Consider the following 24,098-nt stretch of genomic DNA (forward strand, 5'->3'; position numbering starts at 1 on the left):
TTCGATCGATGAACCGCCGCCACTTCATGACCCTGACCGGTTCGACGCTCGCGATGCTCGGGGGCGGACAGGCCTTCGCCCAGGGCCAACCGCCGCGCCTCCGCATTGATCCCACCGAGTTTCGTCCGATCCCGATTGCGATCACCAATTTCGTGCCGGGCTCGCCCGCGGACGGCGATGTCAGCAACGGCGTCACGCAGGTCATCACCAACAATCTGAAGCGCTCGGGCCTGTTTGCGCCGATCGACCAGGCCGCCTTCATCGAGCGCGTCAGCAACATCGACGTCGCGCCGCAATTCGAGAACTGGAAGACCCTCAACGCGCAGGCCCTCGTCACCGGCCGCATGACGCGGCAGCCGGACGGCCGGCTCAAGGCCGAATTCCGCCTGTGGGACGTGATCACCGGCCAGCAGCTCGCGGGCCAGCAATATTTCACGTCGCCGGAATATTGGCGCCGCATCGCCCACATCATCTCCGATCAGATCTATGAGAAGCTGACCGGCGAAAAGGGCTATTTCGACAGCCGCGTCGTGTTCGTCGACGAGTCAGGGCCGAAGGAGCGCCGCGTCAAGCGGCTTGCGATGATGGATCAGGACGGCGCCAATGTGCGCTATCTGACCCGCGGCTCCGACCTCGTGCTGACGCCGCGCTTCTCGCCGAACTCGCAAGAGATCACCTACATGGAGTTCGGGCAGGGCGATCCGAAGGTCTATCTGTTCAACATCGAGACCGGCCAACGCGAGATCGTCGGCAACTTCCCCGGCATGACCTTTGCGCCGCGCTTCTCGCCGGACGGCCAGCGCGTCATCATGAGCCTGCAGCAGGGCGGCAATTCCAATTTGTTCGTGATGGATCTGCGCTCGCGCTCGACCACGCGCCTCACCGACACGCCGGCGATCGACACGTCTCCGTCCTATTCGCCGGACGGCACCCGCATCTGTTTCGAGTCCGATCGCGGCGGCAGGTCGCAGATCTATGTGATGGCGGCGGGCGGCGGACAGGCGCAGCGCATCTCCTTCTCCAAGGACGACAACAACGCGACCTATTCGACGCCGGTATGGTCGCCGCGCGGCGATTACATCGCCTTCACCAGGCAGGGCGGCGGACAGTTCTCGATCGGCGTCATGAAGCCTGATGGCTCCGGCGAGCGGCTGCTCACCTCAGGCTTCCACAATGAAGGCCCGACCTTCTCGCCGAACGGGCGCGTGCTGATGTTCTTCCGCGATCCCGGCGGCAATGCCGGACCGTCGCTCTATTCCGTCGACATCTCCGGCCGCAACGAGCTGAAAGTGCCGACGCCGGGCTTCGCGTCCGATCCGGCGTGGTCGCCGCTGCTCTCCGCGACCGCGGGTCAATAGATCCATCGCGCGTTTCGCAACGCGCGATGTTGTCGAAAACAAGCGCCGATTTTTCGGAGTTCTGCGCGCGCGGCAAGCTTTCCTTCACCTTGTGCTCGGCAAGCCTTGCCTAGTTGCTTGATATTTCAGCAGAAATAGCTTCGCTATTGCCGAGAAACAACTCGACTTTAACGATGTTCCCTCAGAAAGGCTTCATCTGGTCTGGGTAAAAGTACGCGTCAGACAGGACGCGCGTACAAAAACAGATGCAGTTCGCAAGCCACAGCGGAGAGCCCGACAAACGGCAGGCCTCGCCGATAATTTCGGCGGCGCTGAACGATTCCCTGTTCGAGGCGCCCGGTCCGCTGTTTGCGGGCATCGTCTTCGTGGCCATCGGCGCTGCCATCACCGCGCTGAGGACCGGACAAAGTGTCACCTGGGCCACGGTGGCGCTGATCATCCTGGCCGGAGCTATCCGGTTGTTGGACTTGCGGCGATTCCTGCCTCGCAAAGCGACCCTGACCGCCCGAGAAGCCGAGCTCTGGCAAAAGCGCTACCTGGCCGGGGCGCTGATCCAGGCCGCGGCCATTGGAATCTGGTGCTCCCTGGCATTGGTGAGCACTGACGACGCTGTCGTCCATATGATCGCTCTGTCCATCACCACCGGGATTGTCGGTGGAGGTGCGGGACGCGCTTACGGACGGCCGTCGATATACCGTCTGCAGGCCGGGCTCATGTTCGGTCCGGCGGTCATCGCGCTGGCATCGCATGGCACGCCCTACTACATCGCAATGTCGTTCGTGAGCGCCGCATTCTTGCTGGCGATCATGCAACTCTCGGCCAATCTGCACAAAATATTCATGCGGGCGGTCGTGGCTCGTGAACGCGAAGCTGCGCTCGCCGGCCAGTTCGACACCGCCCTGAACAACATGCCGCACGGCTTGTGCATGTTCCGCGTCGACAGGCAGCTCGCGGTGATGAACCACCGGTTCGGCGAGATGCTGAACCTTCCCGACGATCTCATTCGGGGCGGCACCAGCGCGCGCGATATCCTGACGGCTTGCGCCAGCTCCGGCGCCATCTCGGCCGCGAGCGCCGAGACGATCATCGCCGAGATCGAGAACTCACAGGCGAGGGAAATCGTTACCGTCGACCCTGACGAGGCGAGAAACCGGTCATTGTCCTGGACGGTCCAGCCGATGGCCGATGGCGGTGCGGTGCTGCTGCTCGAGGACGTGACCGAGCGGCGCAACGCCGAGGCCAAGATCACGCATCTTGCCCGCTATGATGAGCTGACGGCGCTCCCCAACCGCGTCCATTTCCGCAACGAGATCGAATCCCTGCTGGCGGCCTCGCGTCATTCCGACCGGCTCTGCGCGCTGCTGTTCATCGACCTCGACCAGTTCAAGCAGGTCAACGACACGCTCGGCCATCCCTGCGGCGACCAGCTCCTCTGTGCGGTGGCCAACCGCCTGCGCGAGATGCTGCGGCCCGAGGACTTCGTCGCCCGCTTCGGCGGCGACGAGTTCGTCGTGTTCCAGCAGAATATCAACGCGGCAGAGGATGCCGCGAGTCTTGCCCGCCGTATCGTCGAGCGCCTGAGCGAGCGCTACCGGATCGACAATCACCTGGTCGAGATCGGCGCCAGCGTCGGCATCGCGCTGACTTCGCCGGAGGGCATCAGCGCCGACACGCTGCTCAAGAACGCCGACATGGCGCTCTACCGCGCCAAGGCCGACGGCCGCGGCACCTTCTGCTTCTTCCGCGACGAGATGGCCGCGACCGTCGAGGCCCGCCGTATCCTCGAACTCGACCTGCGCAAGGCGCTCGCCAACGAGGAATTCGAGCTGTTCTACCAGCCGCTGGTCAATCTGAAGTCCGGCAAGATCACCACCTGCGAGGCGCTGCTGCGCTGGAATCATCCGGTGCGCGGCACCGTATCGCCGATCGACATCATCCCGGTCGCCGAGGACATGGGCCTGATCGTCGATCTTGGCCGCTGGATCCTGCGCCGCGCCTGCATGGAGTGCATGAAGTGGCCCGAAGGCGTCAGCGTCGCCGTCAACTTCTCGCCGCAGCAGTTCCACCAGCGCGACGTGCTGAGCGAGATCCGCTACGCGCTCGAAGTGTCGGGCCTGCCGGCGCATCGTCTCGAGATCGAGATCACCGAATCCTCGTTGTTGCGCAACACCCAGCTCACGCACGACATCCTGTCACAGCTTCACGCGCTCGGCGTGCGCATCTCGCTGGATGATTTCGGCACCGGCTATTCCAGCCTCAGCTACCTGCATAACTTCCCGATGCAGAAGGTGAAGATCGATCGCTCCTTCCTCGAAGGCATCGATACAGATCGGCCGCTGACGCTGCTGCGCGGCGTGGCGCGGCTGTCCGCCGATCTCGGCATGTCGGTCGTGGTCGAGGGCATCGAGACCAACGAGCAACTCGAACTGATCAGTGCGGACGGCACCGTCTCGGAAGGGCAGGGCTACCTGTTCAGCCGACCGGTTCCGGCGATCCGAATTCGTCAATTGCTCGACGCTTCCCATGGTCGTCGCATCGCGGACGCTCAGGTCGTCGCGATTTCCTCGCGGTCGTTCGCCTAGCTTCACGCACTCGCCTGCGATGTTTTCTCGCTATTTCCTGCAGATTTCTCTTGCGTTTCCCCGGGTTATTACGGGGGCCGTTCTTAACCCTAACGATTCGAACCCTTTGCATTTCGGTTAAGGAGTCATTAATCTTTCGGATGCTCGCGGAAGTTGCCCGGGCGGCGGGAGTATCAGATGAAGTCAGGAGCCGAGTCGCGTGCGCCGCTCGAAATTCGTGGAGCCGCGTTGTTCGACCGCGTCGACTACCGCCTCATCGAAACTCCCGAGGATCGCGATGCTGTCTACGCGATGCGCTACAGGGCCTATCTGCATGGCGGATTGATCTCCCCATCCGCGTCTCAGCGGATCGTCGATACATACGACGACGCACCCAACGCCTGGATATTCGGCGTCTATCTCGACGGGGAGCTCTGCAGTTCTCTTCGCCTTCACGTCCTGACATCAGAATTGCGGATGTCCTACACCACCGAGTTGTTCGGCGATGTTCTCAACTCTCGCCTCGATCGTGGCGAGGTTTTCGTCGATCCCGCGCGCTTTGCTGCAGACCCGGAAAAGAGCCAGCGGTTTCACGAGCTTCCCTATCTGACACTGAGGTTGGCCTATCTGGCCTGCGATCATTTCAATGCAGATCTCGGACTTGCCATGGTGCGAACGGATCACCAGGCGTTCTATCGCCGGATCTTCCTTCATGAGACCCTGACGGAGCCGCGCCCGTTTCCAGGCTGGCACTCCAGGAAGGTGGTCCTGATGGCCTCCGATTTCGCGAATCTCAAGGAACGGGTCTTGAGGCGCTTTCCAATCATGCGCTCGAGCGCGTTCGAGCGACGGATGCTGTTCGATCGCGCCGCCCAGACTCAGGCCGTCTCCCGGCCGACGCTCGTTCCGAGCGCGCGCGGTGTTTCGGCCGTCACCCTGGCCTGATCGGCAGCAGTTCCGCCCGTCGCCGCGTTGTCGGGCCATCAAGGCTCAGAATTCCGGCGGAATCGGCAGTTTCCCGCTTGACGCGGCTTGCCTTCACCCTCGCGCCACATTTACAACCCATTAACCATGATGGGTGCTTTTCGCGGGTTGGGGGCATTTGACCGGCTGAGGCAAGGTTCCGTCAAGGTTGACGGAACGTTCGCTTAACCAACCCCCTGTAGACCGGACAGCAGTGGACGAACGTGAGCGTGGAGGCTCCGGAATGAAATATCCTATGCGTATCCTCCAGGGATTGAAGCTGGCCGCGGTGCTTGCCATCGCCCTGTCGATGGGCGCCTGCGCCAACAAGAACATGGGGATGGATGCCAATGCCAGCGCGGCGACGCCGGGCAGCCAGCAGGACTTTGTGGTGAACGTGGGCGACCGCGTGTTCTTCGAGAGCGACCAGACCGATCTGACCCCGCAGGCGATCGTGACGCTGGAGAAGCAGGCGCAGTGGCTGCAGACCTATCCGCGCTACTCCTTCACTATCGAAGGTCATGCCGACGAGCGCGGCACCCGCGAATACAACATCGCGCTCGGCGCTCGCCGCGCCCAGTCGGTGCGCTCGTTCCTCGCCTCGCGCGGCATCGATCCGAACCGCATGCGCACGATCTCCTACGGCAAGGAGCGCCCGGTGGCCGTGTGTAACGACATCTCCTGCTGGTCGCAGAACCGTCGTGCTGTGACCGTGCTGAACGCGAGCTCCTGACGCTTCAGGCGCCGTTCATCTTTGGCAACCGAATATACCGGCGCCCTCACGGGCGCCGGTTTCGTTTCAGCGATCTGTGACCTAAAACCCCTTGGTAGCAGCCACAGTTTTGGCGTACTCCCCTTCAATGTGTGGCGCGTCGCATGTTCCGTCGCAGGCCATTTCGCTTTCGTCGTCAGGGCAAGATGTCATCCAGATTTAAGGTCTTTACCGGCACCGTGGCCATCGCCGCGCTGCTCCCCTTGTGCTCGCCCGTCTTCGCCCAGCAGGACGATGATCCCGAGATGCGGATCGAGCGGCTGGAGAACCAGCTGCGCCAGCTCACCGGCCAGAACGAAGAGCTGCAATATCGCAACCGCCAGCTCGAAGAGCGGCTGCGGGCGCTCGAGGGCGGCGCGCAAGGCGCGCCTGGCCAGGCGCCGGTCCAGCCCAATGTCGCCGCCGTCCCGCCCGCGCAAGTCGCGCCGGCCTATCGTCAGCAGCCGCCGCAGCAACAGGCGGTGCAGCCGAATTACGAGCAGCCGCAGATCGCGTCTCCCGCGCCGATCGTCCAGGAGCAGCCGGGCCCCGGTGCGCCCGGCAGTCGCCGCCGCGGCGATGCCTTTGATCCGAGCCAGAGCCCGAATGCGCCCGGCGCACCGCGCGCGCTCGGCGGCGGCCAGCAGCCGATGCAGGCCGGCGGCGCGCCCGGCGGACGCGGCGCCGGCGAGCCGCTCGACCTCAACAACAATGGCGGCCGCTATCCGCAGGCAGCGGCGCCAGTCCAGCCCGGCTATCCGCCGGCCCAGCAGGGCTCTCCGCCGCAGGCCGGTGGTCCGGCGCTCGCCACCCTGCCGCCCTCGGCGACGCCGCGCGACGAGTTCGACCTCGGCATCGGCTACATGCAGCGCAAGGACTACGCGCTCGCCGAACAGACCATGAAGAATTTTGCCGCGAAATATCCGAGCGACCCGCTGCTCGGCGACGCGCAATATTGGCTCGGCGAAAGCTATTTCCAGCGCCAGCAATATCGCGATTCCGCCGAGGCCTTTCTCGCCGTCACCACCAAATATGACAAATCGGCCAAGGCGCCGGATGCGCTGCTGCGGCTCGGCCAGTCGCTCGCCGCGCTGAAGGAGAAGGAGGCCGCCTGCGCCGCCTTCGGCGAGGTCGGCCGCAAATATCCGCGCGCCTCGGCCGGCGTCAAAGCCGCCGTCGACCGCGAGCAGAAGCGGGTGAAGTGCTGACGCACGACGCTGCTCGCTGACAAGGCGGATGGTGCTGCGCTAAAGTCATGCCCGCCATTCCGCTGGGCCGCGTCATGTCAGACGACGACAATTCTCCGATCTCCGCGCACGCGGCGAAGCAGCTCTTCGCCGAGCTGAAAGCTGCGCCGGCGCTGGTGCTCGCCGTCTCCGGTGGCCCCGACTCGGTCGCGCTGATGTGGCTCGCGGCGCGCTGGCGCCGCAGCCTCGCGCGCGGCCCCGAGCTCACCGTCGTCACGGTCGATCACGGCCTGCGCGCTGAGGCGGCGCGCGAGGCGCGCGAGGTCAAGCGGCTGGCCGCCGAGCTCGGCCTGACGCACCGGACCCTGCGTTGGCGCGGCGCCAAGCCGAAGACGGGACTTCCCGCGGCGGCGCGCGAGGCGCGCTACCGCTTGCTGGCGCAAGCCGCGCGCGCAGCCGGCGCGAGCCATGTGCTGACCGCCCATACCCGCGACGACCAGGCCGAGACGCTTCTGATGCGGCTGCTCCGCGGCAGCGGCATTGCCGGGCTTTCGGCGATGGCGCGCCACACGAGGCGCGACGGTCTCGTGCTGGCGCGGCCGCTGCTCGACGTCCCGAAATCGCAGCTCATCGCGACCCTGAAGCGGGCCAGGATCAGCTTTGCCGACGATCCCACCAACCGCGACGCGTCCTTCACGCGGCCGCGGCTGCGGGCGCTGCTGCCGCAGCTCGCAGCCGAGGGCGGCGATACCCGCACACTGGTGCGGCTTTCGATGCGGCTCGCCCGCGCCAATGCGGCGGTCGAGGTGCTGACCGACGGCGCCGAGCGCTTCCTCCGCTTGCGGGATCGCGGCGTTGCGCCGCAGCCGGGCGTTCGCAGCTTCGAAGCCGCGGCCTTCGCCACCTTGCCGGAAGAAGTCCGACTGCGGCTCCTGCTGCGGGCCATCGACGGGCTCGGGCACGAAGGGCCGGCGGAACTCGGCAAGGTCGAGACCCTCTTGGCCGCGCTCGATCAGGCCATGCTCGATCAGGGCCTGCTCGGTCAGGCCTTGGCTGCCCGCGCACCGGCAAATGGGCGCGCCATCCTGAAGCAGACACTGGCGGGAGCCTTGATCAGCCTTGCCGGGGGGCGTATCCACATCGCGCCTGCGCCGGCCCGGCGGTCCAGGATTGGGCCCAAGGGGGGCGGATGAGGGCGGATCATGACACCGGCCGTTTCTGCGGCCTGCCGTCAGGACGCCTTAACCAGGCAGGAAAAACCCCGGCTTTGGTGCCATTATTTCAGCGGGAATCGCTCTAAGATGGGCTAAATAGTCCCATCTCGTTCCCTTGGCAGCGAGCGGGGCGGCACCTAAATTGTATGCGTCTAACGATGAGGATTCCTTGGGGATTTCCTCGTAAAGCCCAAGGATGAGGCCGCGATCCGCGCGACCACGAAGGAAGATCGATGAACGCCAATCTGCGCAATTTCGCCCTCTGGGTCATCATTGTTTTGCTGCTGTTGGCGTTGTTCACGCTCTTCCAGAATCCGGGTCAGCGGGCCTCCTCGCAGGACATCGCTTTCTCCCAGCTGCTGAGCGACGTTGACCAGGGCCGTGTCCGTGACGTCGTGATCCAGGGGCCTGACATCCATGGCACCTTCACCAATGGCCAGAGCTTCCAGACCTACGCGCCGAACGACCCGACGCTGGTGAAGCGCTTGTATGACAGCAAGGTGCAGATCACCGCGAAGCCGCCCGGCGACAACGTGCCGTGGTTCGTCTCGCTGCTGGTCTCCTGGCTGCCCTTCATCGCGCTGATCGGCGTCTGGATCTTCCTGTCGCGGCAGATGCAGGGCGGCGCCGGCAAGGCGATGGGTTTTGGCAAGTCGCGCGCGAAGATGCTGACGGAGGCCCACGGCCGCGTCACCTTCGAGGACGTCGCCGGCGTGGATGAAGCCAAGCAGGATCTGCAGGAGATCGTCGAATTCCTGCGCGATCCCGGCAAATTCCAGCGCCTCGGCGGCCGCATTCCGCGCGGCGTGCTGCTGGTCGGCCCTCCCGGCACCGGTAAGACCCTGATCGCACGGGCGGTCGCGGGCGAAGCCAACGTGCCGTTCTTCACCATTTCCGGTTCGGACTTCGTGGAAATGTTCGTCGGTGTCGGCGCCTCTCGCGTCCGCGACATGTTCGAGCAGGCCAAGAAGAACGCGCCCTGCATCATCTTCATCGACGAAATCGACGCCGTCGGTCGTCACCGTGGCGCCGGTCTCGGCGGCGGCAATGACGAGCGCGAGCAGACGCTCAACCAGCTGCTGGTCGAGATGGACGGCTTCGAGGCGAACGAGGGCGTGATCCTGATCGCCGCGACCAACCGTCCCGACGTGCTCGATCCCGCGCTGCTGCGTCCCGGCCGCTTCGACCGCCAGGTCGTGGTGCCCAATCCGGATGTCGTCGGCCGCGAGCAGATCCTGAAGGTGCATGTCCGTAAAGTTCCGCTGGCCCCGGATATCAACCTCAAGACCATCGCGCGCGGCACTCCGGGCTTCTCCGGCGCCGACCTGATGAACCTCGTCAACGAAGCCGCTCTCACCGCCGCCCGCCGCAACAAGCGCATGGTGACCCAGGCCGAGTTCGAGGAAGCCAAGGACAAGGTGATGATGGGCGCCGAGCGCAAGTCGCTCGTCATGACCGAGGAAGAGAAGCTGCTCACGGCCTATCACGAGGGCGGCCACGCCATCGTCGGCCTCAACGTGCCCGCGACCGACCCGATCCACAAGGCGACCATCATTCCGCGCGGCCGCGCGCTGGGCATGGTCATGCAGCTCCCCGAGCGCGATAAGCTGTCGATGTCTCTGGAGCAGATGACCTCGCGTCTCGCTATCATGATGGGCGGCCGCGTCGCCGAAGAGCTGATCTTCGGCCGCGAGAAGGTGACCTCCGGTGCCGCCTCCGACATCGAGCAGGCCACCCGCCTTGCCCGCATGATGGTGACGCGCTGGGGTCTGTCCGAGGAGCTCGGTACGGTGTCCTACGGCGAGAACCAGGACGAGGTGTTCCTGGGCATGTCGGTCTCGCGGACGCAGAACGCGTCGGAAGCGACGGTCCAGAAGATCGACTCCGAGATTCGCCGCCTGGTCGAGGAAGGCTACAAGGAAGCGACCCGCATCCTCACCGAGAAGCACGCCGATCTCGAAGCCTTGGCCAAGGGCCTGCTCGAGTTCGAAACGCTCTCCGGCGACGAGATCGTCGATCTGCTCAAGGGCAAGAAGCCGAACCGCGAGTCCGTGCTCGAGCCGACCACGCCGCGCGCCTCCGCGGTGCCTCCGGCCGGCAAGTCGCCGCGCCCGCGGCCCGATGCGGATCCCGGCCTGGAGCCGCAGCCGCAGGCGTAACGCTTAGCGTCACATGGCCGGCTACTCCGGCAAACCGTTAGTGCAAAAGCTCGGCATCAAGCCGGGCTTTTGTATTTTCGTGGACGGTCTTGCGACGCCCTATCGCGACATCGTCGGCGAATTGCCTGATGGTGTGACCATCGCCACGACCTCCAAGCCGCCGCTCGACATGGTGCATCTCTTCGCAGCCGAGGCCAAAGGCCTCGCCGCAAAACTGCGCCGCTACCGCGAGGCCATCGCGCCGGATGGCATGATCTGGGCGTCGTGGCCGAAGAAGGCCTCAGGCGTCGTGACCGACGTGACGGAAGCCCTGGTGCGCGAAGCCGCGCTCGCGAGCGGCCTCGTCGATATCAAGATCTGCGCCGTCAGCGACATCTGGTCGGGACTGAAACTCGTGATCCCCGTGAAGGACCGCGCGAAGCAAGCGAAGTAGCATCGGCCCGCAACACCGGTCTCGTCGCATGAGCAAAGGCGCGAAAGCGCCATGCCCCCACCATTCCGCACCGCGTCCGGGCCAAGTGACGACGTCGTGCCGCCATGACCCGGCCCGTCGTCTCATGACGACAAGCGAAGCCAGACGTCCTTGCTCGCCAACGTACCGTCAGGCGTGGCGATCTCCAAGTCGACCACGTGCAGAGAGCCGGGCGCGTCTCCATAGATGTATTTGAGGTGCCACACGCCCCCCAGGTCCGGCGTAATGACAAAATCGTCCAGCCCGTCGGTGATCGCCCGGACGGCCTCACGGTGCGTCATGGGCGCGGAAAACATCGCGTCGATCAGGTTGGCGAGGGTCATGCCTTCGACCAACATCATTCGTGCGATGTCGTCACCGTGGACGTGGCGAAGCGCTGACACGATGGCAGCGATTGCGTCCGGATTTTTCAATGACACGGAAATGCGAGCCTCCGCCTTCATGATGCCGGAGGCGGATCAATGTGTGCAAGCCGTCTCTTATCAAGTCGTCTCTTATCAAGTCGTCTCTCAACACGTCGTCTCTCGCCGGCGCCGCGGAGCAAAGGCTCGCTGGCCGGCGCGCCCTCAGTACCGATGCCTCCAGTTGCCGCGGCCGCGATACCATCCATAGTGATGGCCGCGATTGCCGTGCCATCCATGGCCGTGGCCGTGGCCGTGCCCGCCCCGGACCTGGATGACCGCTTCGTCATCCGCCACAGCAGGCAGGCCGATCCTTGCCGAAGCGGGACTGGCAAGCATGAACAAGGGCAGAAAAATTGCGGGAATGATCGGAAGGAAGCGCATTGTCGACCTCTCTCGGCATTGTTTGCAGCAGGGACGGCACGACGCAGGAAAATGCCCGCCGGCAGGATCGGCGGGCATCGGCGGCACTCAATCTATCTCTTGGTGTGGCTGCTTGCCGTGCCGGACGCCGAGCCGGTCGTTTGACTGGGCGCATATCCCGACGCGCCAGGCGAGCCAGCCTTGGCGCCTTTTGCCTGCATTTCGTGCCCTGGCGAATAACCGGATGCACCGGTGGTACCGGCCTTCGAACCCTTGCGCTGCATCTCGTGACCGGGCGTTTTCGTCGAGGTGCTGCTCTGCGCAAGAGCCGCGCCAGCGAGGGCGACCGTCGACAGCAAGACAATAGCGACCTTCATGGATTTGTCCTCCTTCTGTGCAGGCACCTAACCGGTAGAACCTGTCCCTGTTCCAGAATTCGGGAAAAATATGCAAAAGCGATCCTGACGCTTCTTCAAGGGGCCAGCGCCGGACGCCTCCCGCGATGAGCACGACGGGCCGTTGAAAATGGAATTCGCGCTCGCTTACTTGCGCACGCGCCAGACCGTCCAGCCGGGTTTCGACACGGCCTGCACTCGCGCCAGATAGTCCGGAGCATCGCCGCGCCCGAGATGCGCGGCAAGGCCCTCCGGCGCGATGCGGACGAGATCGTCCTGATCGAAGGAGCCGTTGCACGTCAGGATGTAGTCGACCTGCCGTGCACGGAGCAGCTCGCGCGCGGCGTCCGGTGTGTCCGTCATCGTATGCAGCAGGACGAGATTGCCGTCATTGTTGCGGTGGTAGGGACCAGCGAAGACGGAATGTTCTGTCGCGGCCAGGATCGCAGGACCCGAATCGATCGGCGCCATCACCCGCCCGGGCGGCAGGCCGGCGAGCGGCGCGGCGCTGGAGATGGTCTGGCAGGACGCGACGGGATCGGGCATCGCGATCTTTGGTCCGCCCGTACCGGCGGCGAGCGCCGGCCAGACCGCAAGGCCGATGCCGCCAAGCGTCGCCGGCGACACCAGCAGCGCCACACGTACCAGCCGCCAGCCGGCCACGACATTGGTGTGAAGCCTGACAATTCCGGCGACGCAGAGCGGGGCGGCAACGATGTTGGCGGCAGCGGCGCCGCGCAATTCCCAAAGGCTCTCGCCGAACAGCGTTGCGAGCGTGACGGTCGAGACGATCCAGCGAAAGCGCGTTTGCGGTGCGCAGCCGATCATGGCAGCCACACACAGGCCGAGCGTCAGCAATGGAAAAGCATAATAGCCCAGCAGCTTTTGTGGTTGCATCTGTGCCAGCTCCGTCACCGGCATGGTCTCGACGACGCGGCCCAACCAGAAGCTGACGAGCTGGGGATCGACCTGCGCGTAGGGTGATGCCACGCAGCTCGGATATGACTTGAAGAATGCGCCCAGCAGGAGCGCACCGGCGAGCGTGCTCGCCATGAGCCGTGTCCACAAGCCCGCGCGCAGCCGGCTGACACCGGCAATTGCGAGCAGCGCGACGCCGCCGCCCGCGCACAAGAGCAGGATGGGCCCTCCGAAGGCATCGCAGACCGGCGTGTGGAGACTGTTCATCGGGAGCAGCAGCAGCGCCAGCAGCAGCGACGACCCGGCAAGGCCTGCACCAAAGGCGCAGGCGGGACGCAGCACGTCATTGCCTTTCCACACCAGGAGTCCCACGACGGCCGCGCTCGCCATGGCGATGGCGGGCAGCATTTCCAATCCGATCGACAGCGACAGCGCCGCGAGGAATCCCGCCCAGGCCGCCTTGGCTGCACGATGTTCCAGGTCGCAGATGCAGAGCACGAAGCCGAGCAGCAGCACGATCTGTAGATTGTGATGGTCGATCGCGCCGGCGCGGAAGTGGATCAGGGCAGGGATCGACAGCGCCGTGACCAGAATCGCCGCAAGCTGTGTCCGCGGCCTGTCTGCCGGGGCGCCTGCCTGACTCGCGATCGACGCTGCGAGCCAAAGCGCCGCCCCCATCAACAGCGACGGCCACAGCACCAGCGTGAGCGCTTCGGCATGGTGCTGGCCGAGCAGCGGGCGGAACAGGAGGATCAGCATGGCCAGGGGCGCATCGACGATGCGGGACCAGTGCATCGCAATTCCCGGCGGGTCGAGCCGGTATTGGGTCAGGTCGAACCAGCCCTGGCCGGCCAAGAGATCGCGCACTTCGACCAGACGCAGGGCGTCGTCGGTCGACAGCGTGTCGAACACGCCGGCCTTGATGGCGGGGAGTCCGAGCGCCAGCACGATCGTCGCCCAGGCCAGCGCGAGCACGATCGCAGGCTTCGGCTCCGCGGTCGATCGTTGCCCGGTCGGTGGGACGAGCGGCGACATTGTCCGGCGTCTCAGTTGGATGACGCTGGCATGGGCGTATCGCCCGTGCCCGGCCGGTCATCGCGCACATGGATCACGGCGATGTTGTCGGCGTAGAGCCGCTTCCAGCCCTTGAGGTGATCGAGGAATTGCGGACCCGGCGTATCGGCTCCCAGCAGCGTCGCGTCGATCTTGTACTCGTCCAAAAGGCGCGGCAGCAATTCGGGCTTCTTGCCTTCGGTGGCCTTGAAGAAGTCCATCACGAACTTCTCGCCATAGAGCTCGGCGCGGCCGTCGACGAACACCGGCACGTCGCGTGAGATCAGATAGCCGCCGAATTGATAGCCGTTGAAGATGCGTTGCGCCTTGCGCTCCTGGAGCAGGTCGACGGCGGCGACCGGCGTCTGGTCCATCGTGAAGGTGAAGCGATGATGCGCCATGTAGATCGAGGTCGAGGTCCAGGCTGCGGCTGCGATCATCAGCGCGCCGGTGATGGTGACGTAGCGCGCCGGCCAGCTCTCGCCGGCTTGCGCGAGTTGCGGCCGCGGCGAATTCTCACCGAGCGGCTTGGCCAGCACCAGGGGCACCAGGAAGGCAAAGGCCTCGATGCTCCTGACATGGGTGAGCCCCATCCAGGTGAGCAGCAGGATCAGCAGGATGCGCGGCAGCGACAGCGTGAGGCCGCTGAACAGGCCGATCGCGATGAGGCCGAGGATCGCGGCTTCAAATGCGGAGAACGACGCGAAATTCGCCGGCGTCCATTCGGAGATGACCGACAGCAGTTCGCCGAGATTGAGGATGTTGGTCGCTCCGAGCAGCGTGCGCCAACCATAGGGCGTGACGCAGGCGGCGAGCATCGCGGCGACGCCGAACGCGAACCAGCGCGCGAGCAGCCGGACCTGCTTGCCGGACTCCAGCGTCCAGATCGCCTCCAGCGCCATCGGGCCGATCAGCGCGAGGCCGAGCACGAAGCCGCCGTGCAGGTTCGCCCACAGCGACATCAGCGGCAGCCAGATCCAGGACGGCGTGACCTTGCGGTCGGCCGCATTCATCAGGATGCCGACCCATGCAATCATCACCGGCAGCGCCAGGATATGCGGGCGCGCCAGGATGTGGTGCAGCGACAGCACCACGGCCAGCATCGCGAACAGCACTGCGCGCGGAATTTCCAGATGCGCCTCGAGCAGATAGACGAGGATCGCGGCCGATGCCGCGATCGCAAGCGCGGTGAGGACCACCGGTCCGGCCCAGTCCCATTGCCCGTAGGAGACGGCGAACAGAATTTGCGACAGCCAGGACGTCGAGATCCAGGGCTCCCCTGGCCGCGTGAAGGAATAGAAGTCGGTATAGGGCAGGGCGTGATGATCGAGGATCCACTGGCCGATCTTGATCTGCCAGAACGAGTCGGAGTCCTGGAGCAGCGTGCCGCCAAGATGGAGGAAGAAGAGATAGGCGCCCGCGCCGACGCACAGCGGCACCAGCGCTCGCGCGCGGCCCTGCACCGCAATGCTGTTGGTAAAGGAAAGCGACATGCCGCCTCGTCTTGTTCTTGGTCCTGTTGGCCGAGCGGGCGGCATTGGACCATGGCGGTCATAACTTCCAGTAAATCAGCGGAACCAAAGCGGCATCTGATGGGGGACTCGACCAGTGCTGCGACGTAGGTACGTTCCCTCCCCCCTTGTGGGGGAGGGAACGGAAAGAGCGCCGCTGTGTCTCCGCGCAATTTAACTGATTGTTTTAGATTTCGGTTTACCATCGGCGAATACACGCAAACGGTTCCAAGTTTACGCGGCCGAATTAACTGCGGCGCAATTCTTTGCATTTAAGTTCGGTTCCATGGTCAGGCGGCGCTGGGAAGCCGAGAAGACCAGACCATTGAAGCCTCGTGTACCTTTTGGGAGCAGTCTATGAAGAACCTCGTTTCGCGTTTCGTGAAGGACGAATCCGGCGCCACCGCCATCGAATACGGCCTGATCGCCGCCGGCATCGCGCTGGCGATCATCACCGTCGTCAACAACCTCGGCTCCACGCTGAACACCAAGTTCGGCTCGATCTCGTCCAGCCTCAAGTAAGCTAGACGATCGCCGGAATTACGAAGAGCCCCGTCATCGACGGGGCTCTTTTGTTTTGCCCGAGAGTAGCCGCGCGGCGCATTCGACAATCGGGCCTTAAGCCTCCTTCAAGCCACCGGGTGTATGGCTTAGACGCATCTGCGTTACCGTATTGCGTCAAAGGAAGCCGCATGGCCGAAGCTTCGTCCGTCCCGCCTGCCGTTGGTCGTCACGGCGCAATCCCTGCGGCGCTTCTCAACGTCTCCTTCGTGCTGGCGATCGTCACGCTGGCGTATTTTCCGGCGGCCTATCTCGCCCATGCGTGGATCTTTGGCGCGGACGGGCGCGGCATCCCGACGGACTTCGTCAATGTCTGGGCGGCCGGAAAGCTGGCGCTCGAGGGGCATCCCGCGCAGGCCTGGGATTGGGATATCCAGAAGCAGGTCGAGCTTGCGCTGCTCAAGCAGGATTTCGTCGGCCATTTCGCCTGGCATTATCCGCCGCCCTTCCTGTTCGTCGCATCTTTCCTCGCCCAGTTTCCCTACGCAGTGGCTTTCATCGGCTGGGCCGCGTTCAGCATGGTGCCCTATCTCGCCGTGATGCGCGCGATCATCGGGCGTAACGCCGGGCTTGTGCTTGCGATCGGATTTCCCGCCGCCTTCATCAACATCCTGGTCGGGCAGAACGGCTTCCTCACCGCGTCTCTGATCGGCGGCATGCTCTATCTGCTGCCGACGCGACCGGTGCTGGCTGGCATTTGCCTGGGCCTTCTGAGCTACAAGCCGCAATACGGACTGTTGTTTCCGTTGGTGCTGATCGCCGCCGCCGAGTGGACGGTACTTTTCACGGCCGCCATCGTCACCGTGGGAATCGCAGTCGCATCCTGGCTCGCATTCGGGACCGAAAGCTGGCAGGCCTTCTTCCACTGGATCCCGATGTTCTCGCAGGCCTTCCTGACCGAAGGACGGGCGCCCTGGTTCAAGATGCAGAGCATCTTCGCGCTGGTGCGCTATGTCGGCGGCACCGAGCAGCTCGGATGGATCTTCCAGTGGGTGTTGACGGCAGCGGTTGCGGTCGTGCTGGTCGCGATGTGGCGGAGCAGGCTGCCCTACGCGCTGAAGGCGGCGATGCTCGCGGCGGCAACGCTGCTCACGACGCCCTATCTCTTCATGTACGATCTGGTGGTTCTGGGAATCGCGGTGGCCTTTCTCATCCGTGCCGGCCTCGATGACGGTTTCGCGCGCCATGAGGTGATGGCCCTGGCTCTCGTCTTCGCGCTGCTTGCGACGTTCCTGTTTCTCGGGATGCCGGTGGGCTTCCCGGCGATTCTGATCGTCTTCGGCCTGATCCTCGGCCGCTGCGCAGCCTGGCGGGCCGCCGAGGCTGCATCGCTGCAGCTCGCGGCGACGAGGCAATAGCGCAACCCTTAGCCGTCAAAGATCCTCGAACGCGACCCCGATGAGATTGTCACTCGACCAGACCCATCGGCAAGCTCGGACGACGCGATCCTTCTCGAACATGAGTTTGAATGTGGAGTTCACGTATTGCTTCGTCGGAAGCTCGATTGCTGCGCCCTGATCCGACATGTTGACCACGCGGCAACGCAAGCTGGCGCCGTCGCCGAAGATGTAGGCGACTTCGTCGACATCGATGCGCTCGAGCTTTCGACGTTCCATCACTTCATGCCGCCCAAAATTAGCTCATCTGTCCGATGTGCAGCTTGTCTCAAGCAGCCGAAATTGTCGTGCGATCTGCGTTGCCAATTTCGATCGCTCGGTCGCGAGGCTTCTTCTTTGCTCGCTCACGTCGTGTCCGTCTCGTTCAAGCACGTCAATCAACGCAGTTTGGTTTTCAATGTGGCGTTGCGTGGATGCAATTTCTCGGGCGATGGTTGCTAATTCAGCGTCGCAATGGGTACTCATGGCAATCCCAAAAGCTGGCCTGTCGGCGAGTAAAGTCACATCCTACCCGGCCTATCCTGCGAAAATGTTACCTGAGCTTCCCGGCTCGGTGCACGAAGCGGACACGAGGCCCGTCGGACGTGCATCCTGTTACCGCCGTGCGCCTTTCCGAACTTCAGCCAGCGACCGACCGCGCTTGCCCTTCGGTTAATCGTCGGTTGGGCCAGCCGTTTGCGTGCGGCTTGCCGAGGATGAAAAGCCGACCTGGCCAGCCGGGCCTAATTGACGGTCGCCAACATGGCGCGGCATTCCCCGAACTTGTCGTCCTCACTGTCCTTCAGGTCGCGGCCTGGAATCTTTTGCCCGGCCTTGAGCGGAAAGAAACTCTGGGCCAAGACCCTGTCTTCCGCCGTCTCCTGCCCTCGATTGACGTAGAACATATGCGTCTCGCCATCGAAGGCGATTTCGGATCGCTGATAAAATCCCCGCGCAAGTCGTTGACGAAGCTCCGCCAGAAAATCGAACATCTCGAGGTTGCGGGGCGGGACCGACGAACGATCCTTGGCCCATCGGAAATAATAGGTCGGGTCTGCCAGGAAGAAGATTTCAAGCGCAGTCGCGATATCGCATTTCTCTTGCCGGATGATCCATAGCAGCGGCGCGTGGCTGTAATCCCAATTCCAGCTCGTCGCCACGATGTGCCAGACATCGGGATCGGAAGTGGCCATGAGCCAACGGGCGAACCTGACAAATCTCTGGGGCGTGTACTCGTTCCAAGGCGAACGATGCTCGGCCCAGCTAAGCAGCATCTCATCCCTGTTTTCGACGGATTTCCATTTGTTGGCGAGCTCCCGCTTGCGATTCGTTTCGGCACGTCGTTCGGCCTCTTGCCGTTGCCGCCGCTCCCGCACCTCGGCGATGTCGGCCCGATACAGGCCGAACGAATACACTTCCCCGTTCTTTATGGAGACCTCGATTCTCGCATGCAACGCGGCTGGTTCGGACTGATACCTGATAAACCCGTGCTCGTTGGGCTTGCCGGTCTGGCCGTCCGCCAAACGCAGATCAGGCAGGGCCTTCCGCAGGGCGTCGACCGTCATGCCGATCTGTACGCCGCACACCGCCACGTCCCGGGGGAAATTAGACATGGCCGAATAGAAGATGGAATCGATGACCCCCTCTGCATGCGAAAAATCTACAGACACGCCAGTGGTTCTCTGAAAGCCGCCGAACGTATCGAGCGCCCGCTTCGTTTCCTCCGGCCCAATAAGCGCTTCAATTTCGGCCGGGACCATCAGGGGACGGAGTTGCGACAATTGCTGAGCGAGGGACATCGGGAGCCTCGAAACGGACGGAAATTCCGGCGATTCTTGTGCCAAAATAATGGTTGAAGCGTTACGTCAATTCGTAACATTGGTTGCGGCGCTCGAATAGCTGAACTCCGAGAAGGCTAACTCTTCGCCAAGGCGCTTCAGTTCACCAATGTTGGGCAATTGCGCGAGCCGAGTGGGGATATTTGGCTGACACGTCGAATGTCGGATATTTGGCCCATCTACCGCGAGGCCCGCTCGATCAGCGGGCAACTTTCGAGGATCGTGCCGGGGCGGGCGCCCTCGATGGTGACGCAGGGCCGCGAGGGATCGATGGCAAGTGCGTAGCGGTCCAGCAGCGCGCTGCGGTCGGGTTCGCCGCGCATGTGCAACTCGCGGAGACCACCGGGCAGGGGAGCTTTCAGCCCGGCGCGAATACGCTGGTCGAAGATGCCGCCGGGGACGATGGGCACACCGATATCGGCGAGCAGGTAGAAGCGCGACTGCGGCGGAAGCTGCGGCGCGATGTAGGCGAGCGGCTTGCCGAGGATGAAGTAGGTCGCGGGCTGATCGAGCTCGCCCGCGATCTTCGGCCTATAGGTATCGGACCATGAGCGGTGCCACCAATCCGCCGGCTGTGACCACAGTGCGATTGCTGCTGCAACCGTCAGCATCACCGCGTTCAGCGGAACGGAGGACGTCGCAGGCCATGTCGACCGCGCGCTCGCCGCGAGGCGCGCGAGCAGCAGAACGATGATCGGGCCGCACAACAGTTCGAGAACGACCGCATAGCGCTGGATCGAGAACAGGCCGAGCCACGCCAGGTATGAGACGACGAACAGCACCACCAGCTGCACGTCGCGTCGTGTGAGGATCGCAGTGCCTCGCGTCATGCGCGCGACCAGGCCGAGCACGAACAAAACAGTCACGACCGCGAAGCGCGCGTCGCGGAACGGATGCTCTGCGCCTCTGTGATCGCCCATCAGCCAGTAGAAGGGATAGGCCAACGCGTCGAGCACGCCGTGGGGCATGAACTGCGCATCCATCAGATTGATGGCCGCCACTTCGCCTGACTGGAAGACTGCATTGAACAGCGGGAAGATCGGATTGCCGGTGTCGCGCCAGGCGATCAGGCACCATTCGCCGCCGGTGAGCGCCGCGCCGACGATGCCGCCGAGTCCAAGAAGGACAGTGGCCTTGAGTGGACGCGAGGCGGCCAGCACCGCAGCCGCTGCGCCCACGGCGTAGACGACATTGGTCAGCTTCAATCCAACCGCAGCGCCAATCAACAGCCCGGCCAGCAGGTGGCTGGCTGTGGGCGATCGGTCTGCGGCGAGGATCAGCAGGAAACCACCGATCACCGGCAGTGCAAGAAGCACGTCGGAAAAGCTCGTCCCCACCTCCGAAAGCGTCATCGGACCGAACGCCGCGATCGCAACCGCCGCTGCGATCGCCGCGATGGTTGCGGCCTCGCGCAGGATCACGCGCGTAAACAGGCAAATGAGCGCGAGGTTGAGGCCGTGAATGGCGCCGATGATCATCAGCCCATAGGGCGATGGCAGGAAGTGGCGGAGATAGTAGACCGGAAAATAGACGATCGGATTGAAGTAGGTCTGGAAGCCCGGCGGCACCGCATCGACGCCATAGCGGCCGTTGAGCACGGCCCAGACATTGTATTCGTGGTAGTTCTGCCAATCCCAGTTGACGTCCTCACCCATCGCAAGCGTGTAGAGAGCGCCTGCGAGCATCGTGCAGACGACAATGGCGACGGGTGCAAGGGCCTTCCCGCGCAGGTCCATTGTCCACGGGTGCCGCAGGCCTCCGGCCGCGGGCGTGGAATTGGCGTCGGGCAAGTCAGCAGGGGTTGTCGTGCGCTGCAGCATCAAGACGCCACGTCTGATGGCAGGGCCTTTTCGAAAACGGGATGCGACGCAAAAAATATGCTTGTAGGGCGCATTGCCGAATTCCGGTTGATCCCCGTAGGACTATGACCAGCCAGTTAAGGTTGCATGAATCGATGCAGCGAGCGCTTACCTGGCGCGCGAACGATCCATCACACATTTGGTTCTTGTCATCCCTTCTGAATAGTTGTTCAGTCCTTGCGGGGCGATTTGCAATCTCTTGCAGTGACGAAGCGTTCGGCCGCGGGCGTGCGGCAAGCGTTGTGGGACAGGAAGCGCGCCATGGTTTATCGGCGGACGCATCAAGTGGTTAAGCGCCTTGCGGCTCGGCGCAGCGCCATCCTGGCGGCGGCAAGGGAAGCCGCAGCCGAAGGCGGCATGGCAGCGGTGCAGATCGCACCGGTTGCGGTCCGGGCCAATGTGGCGGCCGGCACCGTCTATCGTTACTTCCCCTCAAAGGCCGAGCTGATCTCCGAGCTGATTTCCGAGGTATCCCGCGACGAGCTCGCGGCGATCCGGCGCGCGGCGGATGCCGCGCCGGGGCCGTCCTCGGCGCTGGCAGCGGCCGTCACCACGGTGGCGGTCCATACGCTGTCGCAGCGCCGGCTGGCCTGGGGCATTCTGGCTGAGCCTGTCGATGTCGATGTCAGCGCCTCACGGCTGGCCAGCCGCCGCGAGATTGCCGGCGAGATCGCCGCGCGGATCGACGCTGCGGTGCGTGCCGGTCATCTGCCGGCGCAGGACACCGCGTTGGCCGCGACCGCGCTGCTGGGCGCACTGCATGAGGCGCTGGTCGGGCCGCTCGCGCCCGACAATCTCGAAGATCCCGTCAAGATGCGCGATGCGGTGCAGACCGTGACGCTGCTCGCGCTGCGCGCCGTCGGCGTCATGGACGCCCGCGCCCGCGGTCTCGTCGTGCAGCAGACGTTGCTGCCGACGACCAAGGCGCTGGTCGGAGCTTAAGACGTCGTTGCTGTCGGGGTGGGGGCCTGATCGTGCTCAGGCCTTTGCCTGAGCACGTTTTTCGCACAACCCGGGCAAAGCAGCCGGACGGGCCGGCTACTGTGCATGGGGTTGTTTTCGAGCTTTTTGTTTGTCGCGGTCCGGTGGACCTAGATACTCGCGTCGCCCTCGGGGCCGACGGAGGCGATGCGCACCATGTTGGTGGTGCCGGGAATGCCGAGCGGCACGCCGGCGACGATGATCACGCGCTGGCCGGCGCGAACAAAGCCATCGCGGAACGCGATCTGCCCGGCGCGGCTCACCATGTCGTCCTGGTCGCGCGCGTCCTCCGCCACCACGCAATGCACGCCCCAGACCGCGGCGAGCCGGCGTCCGGCGGTGATGTTCGGCGTGATCGCCACGATCGGCGGCTTCGGCCGCTCGCGCGCCACGCGCGTCGCGGTCGAGCCGGAGCTGGTCCAGCAGATCAAGGCGGGCAGGTCGAGCGTCTCGGCGATCTGCCGCGCGGCGTCGGCGATGGCGTCGCCCGCGGTGGATTCCGGCGCGGGGCGCTGGGCGGTGATGACCGAGCGGTAAGTCGGGTCGCGCTCGACCTCCTCGCCGATGCGGTTCATGGTCGAGACCGCCTCGACCGGGAATTTGCCGGCCGCCGATTCCGCCGACAGCATGATGGCGTCGGCGCCCTCATAGACGGCGGTGGCGACGTCGGAGACTTCGGCGCGGGTCGGCACCGGCGACTGGATCATCGATTCCAGCATCTGGGTTGCGATCACCACCGGCTTGCCGGCGCGGCGCGCCATGCGCGTCATCTGCTTCTGCAGGCTCGGCACGCGCTCCAGCGGCAGTTCGACGCCGAGGTCGCCGCGCGCCACCATCAGCGCGTCGGAGGCCTCGATGATGTCGGCGAGGCGGTCGATCGCCTGCGGCTTCTCGATCTTGGCCATGACGGCGGCACGGCCGCGGATCATCTTCTTGGCCTCGATCACGTCATCGGCGCGCTGCACGAAGGACAGCGCGATCCAGTCGACGCCGGTGACCAGCGCCGCCTCGAGGTCGGCGCGGTCCTTCGGCGTCATGGCGGAGACCGGCAGGTCCGTGTCGGGCAGGCTGACGCCCTTGCGGTCGCTCATCTTGCCGCCGACCACGACACGCGTCACCGCGTGCTCCTTCGTGGTCTCCTCCGCGATCAGCCGCACCTTGCCGTCGTCGAGCAGCAGCGCATGGCCGGGCCGGAGCGCAGCGAGGATCTCGGGGTGGGGAAGATTGACGCGGTTGGCATCGCCCGGCGTCTTGTCGGAATCCAGCGTGAAGGTCTGTCCGTTCTGAAGCTGGACCGAGCCTTCGGCGAAGGCACCTAACCGGAGCTTCGGGCCCTGGAGATCGACCAGGATGCCGATCGGGCGGCCGTAGCTCGATTCGACATTGCGGATCGTCGCCACCAACTCCCGCATCTTGTCATGCGGGGTGTGGCTCATATTGATGCGGAACACATCGGCGCCGGCCTCGAACAGGCGGCGGATCATCGCGAGATCCGAAGAGGCAGGTCCGAGGGTCGCGAGAATCTTGATACGGCGAAGACGCCTCATGGCTTATTTCCAGGCGGGGGCGGGGGCGGGGCGGCGGCCGGTGGCAGGCCGGGCGAGCCCGGGGGCGTAGCACCGGGCGGGCTATTGGGCAAACCCGGAACGCCGCCACCAGGGCCAACAGGGCCGGGCATCCCGGGGACACGTTGCTGCGACGGCTGCTCGTTGGCGTCGGTCAGCTGCACCGTCCAGGCCCGCTGCTCGCCGGTGTCGACTTCGAAATAGCCGGTCCGGTCATAGCCGCGCGCCAGGCAGTCCTCGGTGCCGCGGATGGTGAATTCCTTGTCGCGCGAGCACATGAAGGCCTGCCCCGACCATTCGCCGCCGCGGTCATAGTCGATCGCGTAGATGTAATAGTAACGGGCGACCAGCGTTCCCCTGAGCAGGGTCTCGCAGGAGCGGGACGAGATGTTCCACCAGCCTTCGGTGGTCCAGCCGTCGGCATCCTTGTAGCCGAGCGCGATACCGACCCGGCTCGACGTGTTGTTGCAGAGCCGGAAATCGGCCGAGGCCGGGCTGGCCCAGAGGCACAGCAGACCAACCATCAGCGCCGGGACCAACCGGGCGAGCAGGCGAAGGGGGGAGCGGGGAGATTCGGCGATCATTGTCGCGGAACGTATACCAGATGATTGA

20 protein-coding genes are annotated in these 24,098 nt (G+C 64.4%); 11 read left to right on the forward strand and 9 right to left on the reverse strand.

Features of this window, described 5'->3' with window-relative positions:
- The first annotated feature begins 8 nt into the window (after positions 1-8).
- The 8 genes from tolB (at position 9) to JQ587_RS16205 (ending at position 10,626) form a co-directional block, all read left to right on the forward strand.
- Complete coding sequence (gene tolB / locus JQ587_RS16170) at positions 9-1,358, forward strand: Tol-Pal system beta propeller repeat protein TolB (protein WP_212298643.1); 1,350 nt, start codon at positions 9-11, stop codon at positions 1,356-1,358.
- A gap of 245 nt (positions 1,359-1,603) precedes the next feature.
- The gene (locus JQ587_RS16175) at positions 1,604-3,940 is read left to right on the forward strand and encodes a putative bifunctional diguanylate cyclase/phosphodiesterase (protein WP_212298240.1); all 2,337 of its coding nucleotides are present in this window, start codon (positions 1,604-1,606) and stop codon (positions 3,938-3,940) included.
- A 177-nt stretch (positions 3,941-4,117) separates the two neighbouring features.
- A complete protein-coding gene (locus tag JQ587_RS16180) occupies positions 4,118-4,864 on the forward strand; it encodes an N-acyl amino acid synthase FeeM domain-containing protein (RefSeq protein ID WP_212298239.1) in 747 nt (248 codons plus the stop codon).
- 262 nt (positions 4,865-5,126) lie between these two features.
- The gene (pal, locus tag JQ587_RS16185) at positions 5,127-5,615 is read left to right on the forward strand and encodes a peptidoglycan-associated lipoprotein Pal (protein ID WP_212298238.1); all 489 of its coding nucleotides are present in this window, start codon (positions 5,127-5,129) and stop codon (positions 5,613-5,615) included.
- 185 nt (positions 5,616-5,800) lie between these two features.
- Positions 5,801-6,841 carry a tol-pal system protein YbgF gene (ybgF, locus tag JQ587_RS16190; RefSeq protein ID WP_212425928.1) on the forward strand — a complete coding sequence of 347 codons (1,041 nt, stop codon included), beginning with the start codon at positions 5,801-5,803 and terminating at the stop codon, positions 6,839-6,841.
- A gap of 74 nt (positions 6,842-6,915) precedes the next feature.
- Complete coding sequence (gene tilS / locus JQ587_RS16195) at positions 6,916-8,013, forward strand: tRNA lysidine(34) synthetase TilS (protein ID WP_212425929.1); 1,098 nt, start codon at positions 6,916-6,918, stop codon at positions 8,011-8,013.
- A gap of 254 nt (positions 8,014-8,267) precedes the next feature.
- On the forward strand, positions 8,268-10,193 hold the full coding sequence (ftsH, locus tag JQ587_RS16200; RefSeq protein WP_212298235.1) for an ATP-dependent zinc metalloprotease FtsH: 1,926 nt from the start codon (positions 8,268-8,270) through the stop codon (positions 10,191-10,193).
- A 40-nt stretch (positions 10,194-10,233) separates the two neighbouring features.
- Positions 10,234-10,626 (forward strand): DUF3052 family protein, encoded by a 393-nt coding sequence (locus JQ587_RS16205; RefSeq protein ID WP_349629507.1) that lies wholly within the window; start codon positions 10,234-10,236, stop codon positions 10,624-10,626.
- 122 nt (positions 10,627-10,748) lie between these two features.
- Here the strand turns inward: JQ587_RS16205 and JQ587_RS16210 are convergent, their stop codons facing one another.
- The 4 genes from JQ587_RS16210 to JQ587_RS16225 all read right to left on the reverse strand — a co-directional run bounded on the left by JQ587_RS16210 (position 10,749) and on the right by JQ587_RS16225 (position 15,288).
- Entirely contained in the window at positions 10,749-11,084 is a 336-nt protein-coding gene (locus JQ587_RS16210; RefSeq protein ID WP_433995296.1) for a hypothetical protein, read from the reverse strand.
- Between the two features lie 458 nt (positions 11,085-11,542).
- Positions 11,543-11,806: a hypothetical protein gene (locus tag JQ587_RS16215; protein WP_212298232.1), complete on the reverse strand. Its 264-nt coding sequence runs from the start codon at positions 11,804-11,806 to the stop codon at positions 11,543-11,545.
- A 165-nt stretch (positions 11,807-11,971) separates the two neighbouring features.
- Positions 11,972-13,777, reverse strand: a complete 1,806-nt coding sequence (locus JQ587_RS16220; RefSeq protein WP_212425931.1) for a hypothetical protein — start codon at positions 13,775-13,777, stop codon at positions 11,972-11,974.
- Positions 13,778-13,788: 11 nt separating this feature from the next.
- Positions 13,789-15,288 carry a hypothetical protein gene (locus tag JQ587_RS16225; RefSeq protein WP_212425932.1) on the reverse strand — a complete coding sequence of 500 codons (1,500 nt, stop codon included), beginning with the start codon at positions 15,286-15,288 and terminating at the stop codon, positions 13,789-13,791.
- Between the two features lie 375 nt (positions 15,289-15,663).
- Here JQ587_RS16225 and JQ587_RS16230 point away from each other — a divergent pair, with 375 nt between their 5' ends.
- Complete coding sequence (locus tag JQ587_RS16230; protein ID WP_128949876.1) at positions 15,664-15,828, forward strand: Flp family type IVb pilin; 165 nt, start codon at positions 15,664-15,666, stop codon at positions 15,826-15,828.
- Positions 15,829-15,998: 170 nt separating this feature from the next.
- Entirely contained in the window at positions 15,999-17,225 is a 1,227-nt protein-coding gene (locus JQ587_RS16235) for a glycosyltransferase family 87 protein (protein ID WP_212425933.1), read from the forward strand.
- 15 nt (positions 17,226-17,240) lie between these two features.
- Here JQ587_RS16235 and JQ587_RS16240 read toward each other — a convergent pair whose 3' ends face one another.
- The 3 genes from JQ587_RS16240 to JQ587_RS16250 form a co-directional block, all read right to left on the reverse strand.
- Positions 17,241-17,483: a PilZ domain-containing protein gene (locus tag JQ587_RS16240; protein ID WP_249154345.1), complete on the reverse strand. Its 243-nt coding sequence runs from the start codon at positions 17,481-17,483 to the stop codon at positions 17,241-17,243.
- 503 nt (positions 17,484-17,986) lie between these two features.
- On the reverse strand, positions 17,987-19,042 hold the full coding sequence (locus tag JQ587_RS16245) for a DUF4274 domain-containing protein (protein ID WP_212425934.1): 1,056 nt from the start codon (positions 19,040-19,042) through the stop codon (positions 17,987-17,989).
- Between the two features lie 218 nt (positions 19,043-19,260).
- The gene (locus JQ587_RS16250) at positions 19,261-20,817 is read right to left on the reverse strand and encodes a glycosyltransferase 87 family protein (protein ID WP_212425935.1); all 1,557 of its coding nucleotides are present in this window, start codon (positions 20,815-20,817) and stop codon (positions 19,261-19,263) included.
- A 384-nt stretch (positions 20,818-21,201) separates the two neighbouring features.
- Here JQ587_RS16250 and JQ587_RS16255 point away from each other — a divergent pair, with 384 nt between their 5' ends.
- Positions 21,202-21,882, forward strand: a complete 681-nt coding sequence (locus tag JQ587_RS16255) for a TetR/AcrR family transcriptional regulator (protein ID WP_200469738.1) — start codon at positions 21,202-21,204, stop codon at positions 21,880-21,882.
- Positions 21,883-22,031: 149 nt separating this feature from the next.
- On the opposite strand, the gene pyk is transcribed toward JQ587_RS16255, so the two are convergent.
- Together pyk and JQ587_RS16265 are read right to left on the reverse strand one after the other, a co-directional pair.
- Entirely contained in the window at positions 22,032-23,468 is a 1,437-nt protein-coding gene (pyk, locus tag JQ587_RS16260) for a pyruvate kinase (RefSeq protein ID WP_212298225.1), read from the reverse strand.
- Positions 23,465-24,070 (reverse strand): DUF1036 domain-containing protein, encoded by a 606-nt coding sequence (locus JQ587_RS16265; RefSeq protein WP_212425936.1) that lies wholly within the window; start codon positions 24,068-24,070, stop codon positions 23,465-23,467. The genes pyk and JQ587_RS16265 overlap by 4 nt, the downstream gene beginning before the upstream one ends.
- Positions 24,071-24,098: the final 28 nt, after the last annotated feature.

This window comes from Bradyrhizobium manausense, from assembly GCF_018130615.1.
In the GTDB taxonomy this organism is placed as follows: Bacteria; Pseudomonadota; Alphaproteobacteria; order Rhizobiales; family Xanthobacteraceae; genus Bradyrhizobium; species Bradyrhizobium manausense_A.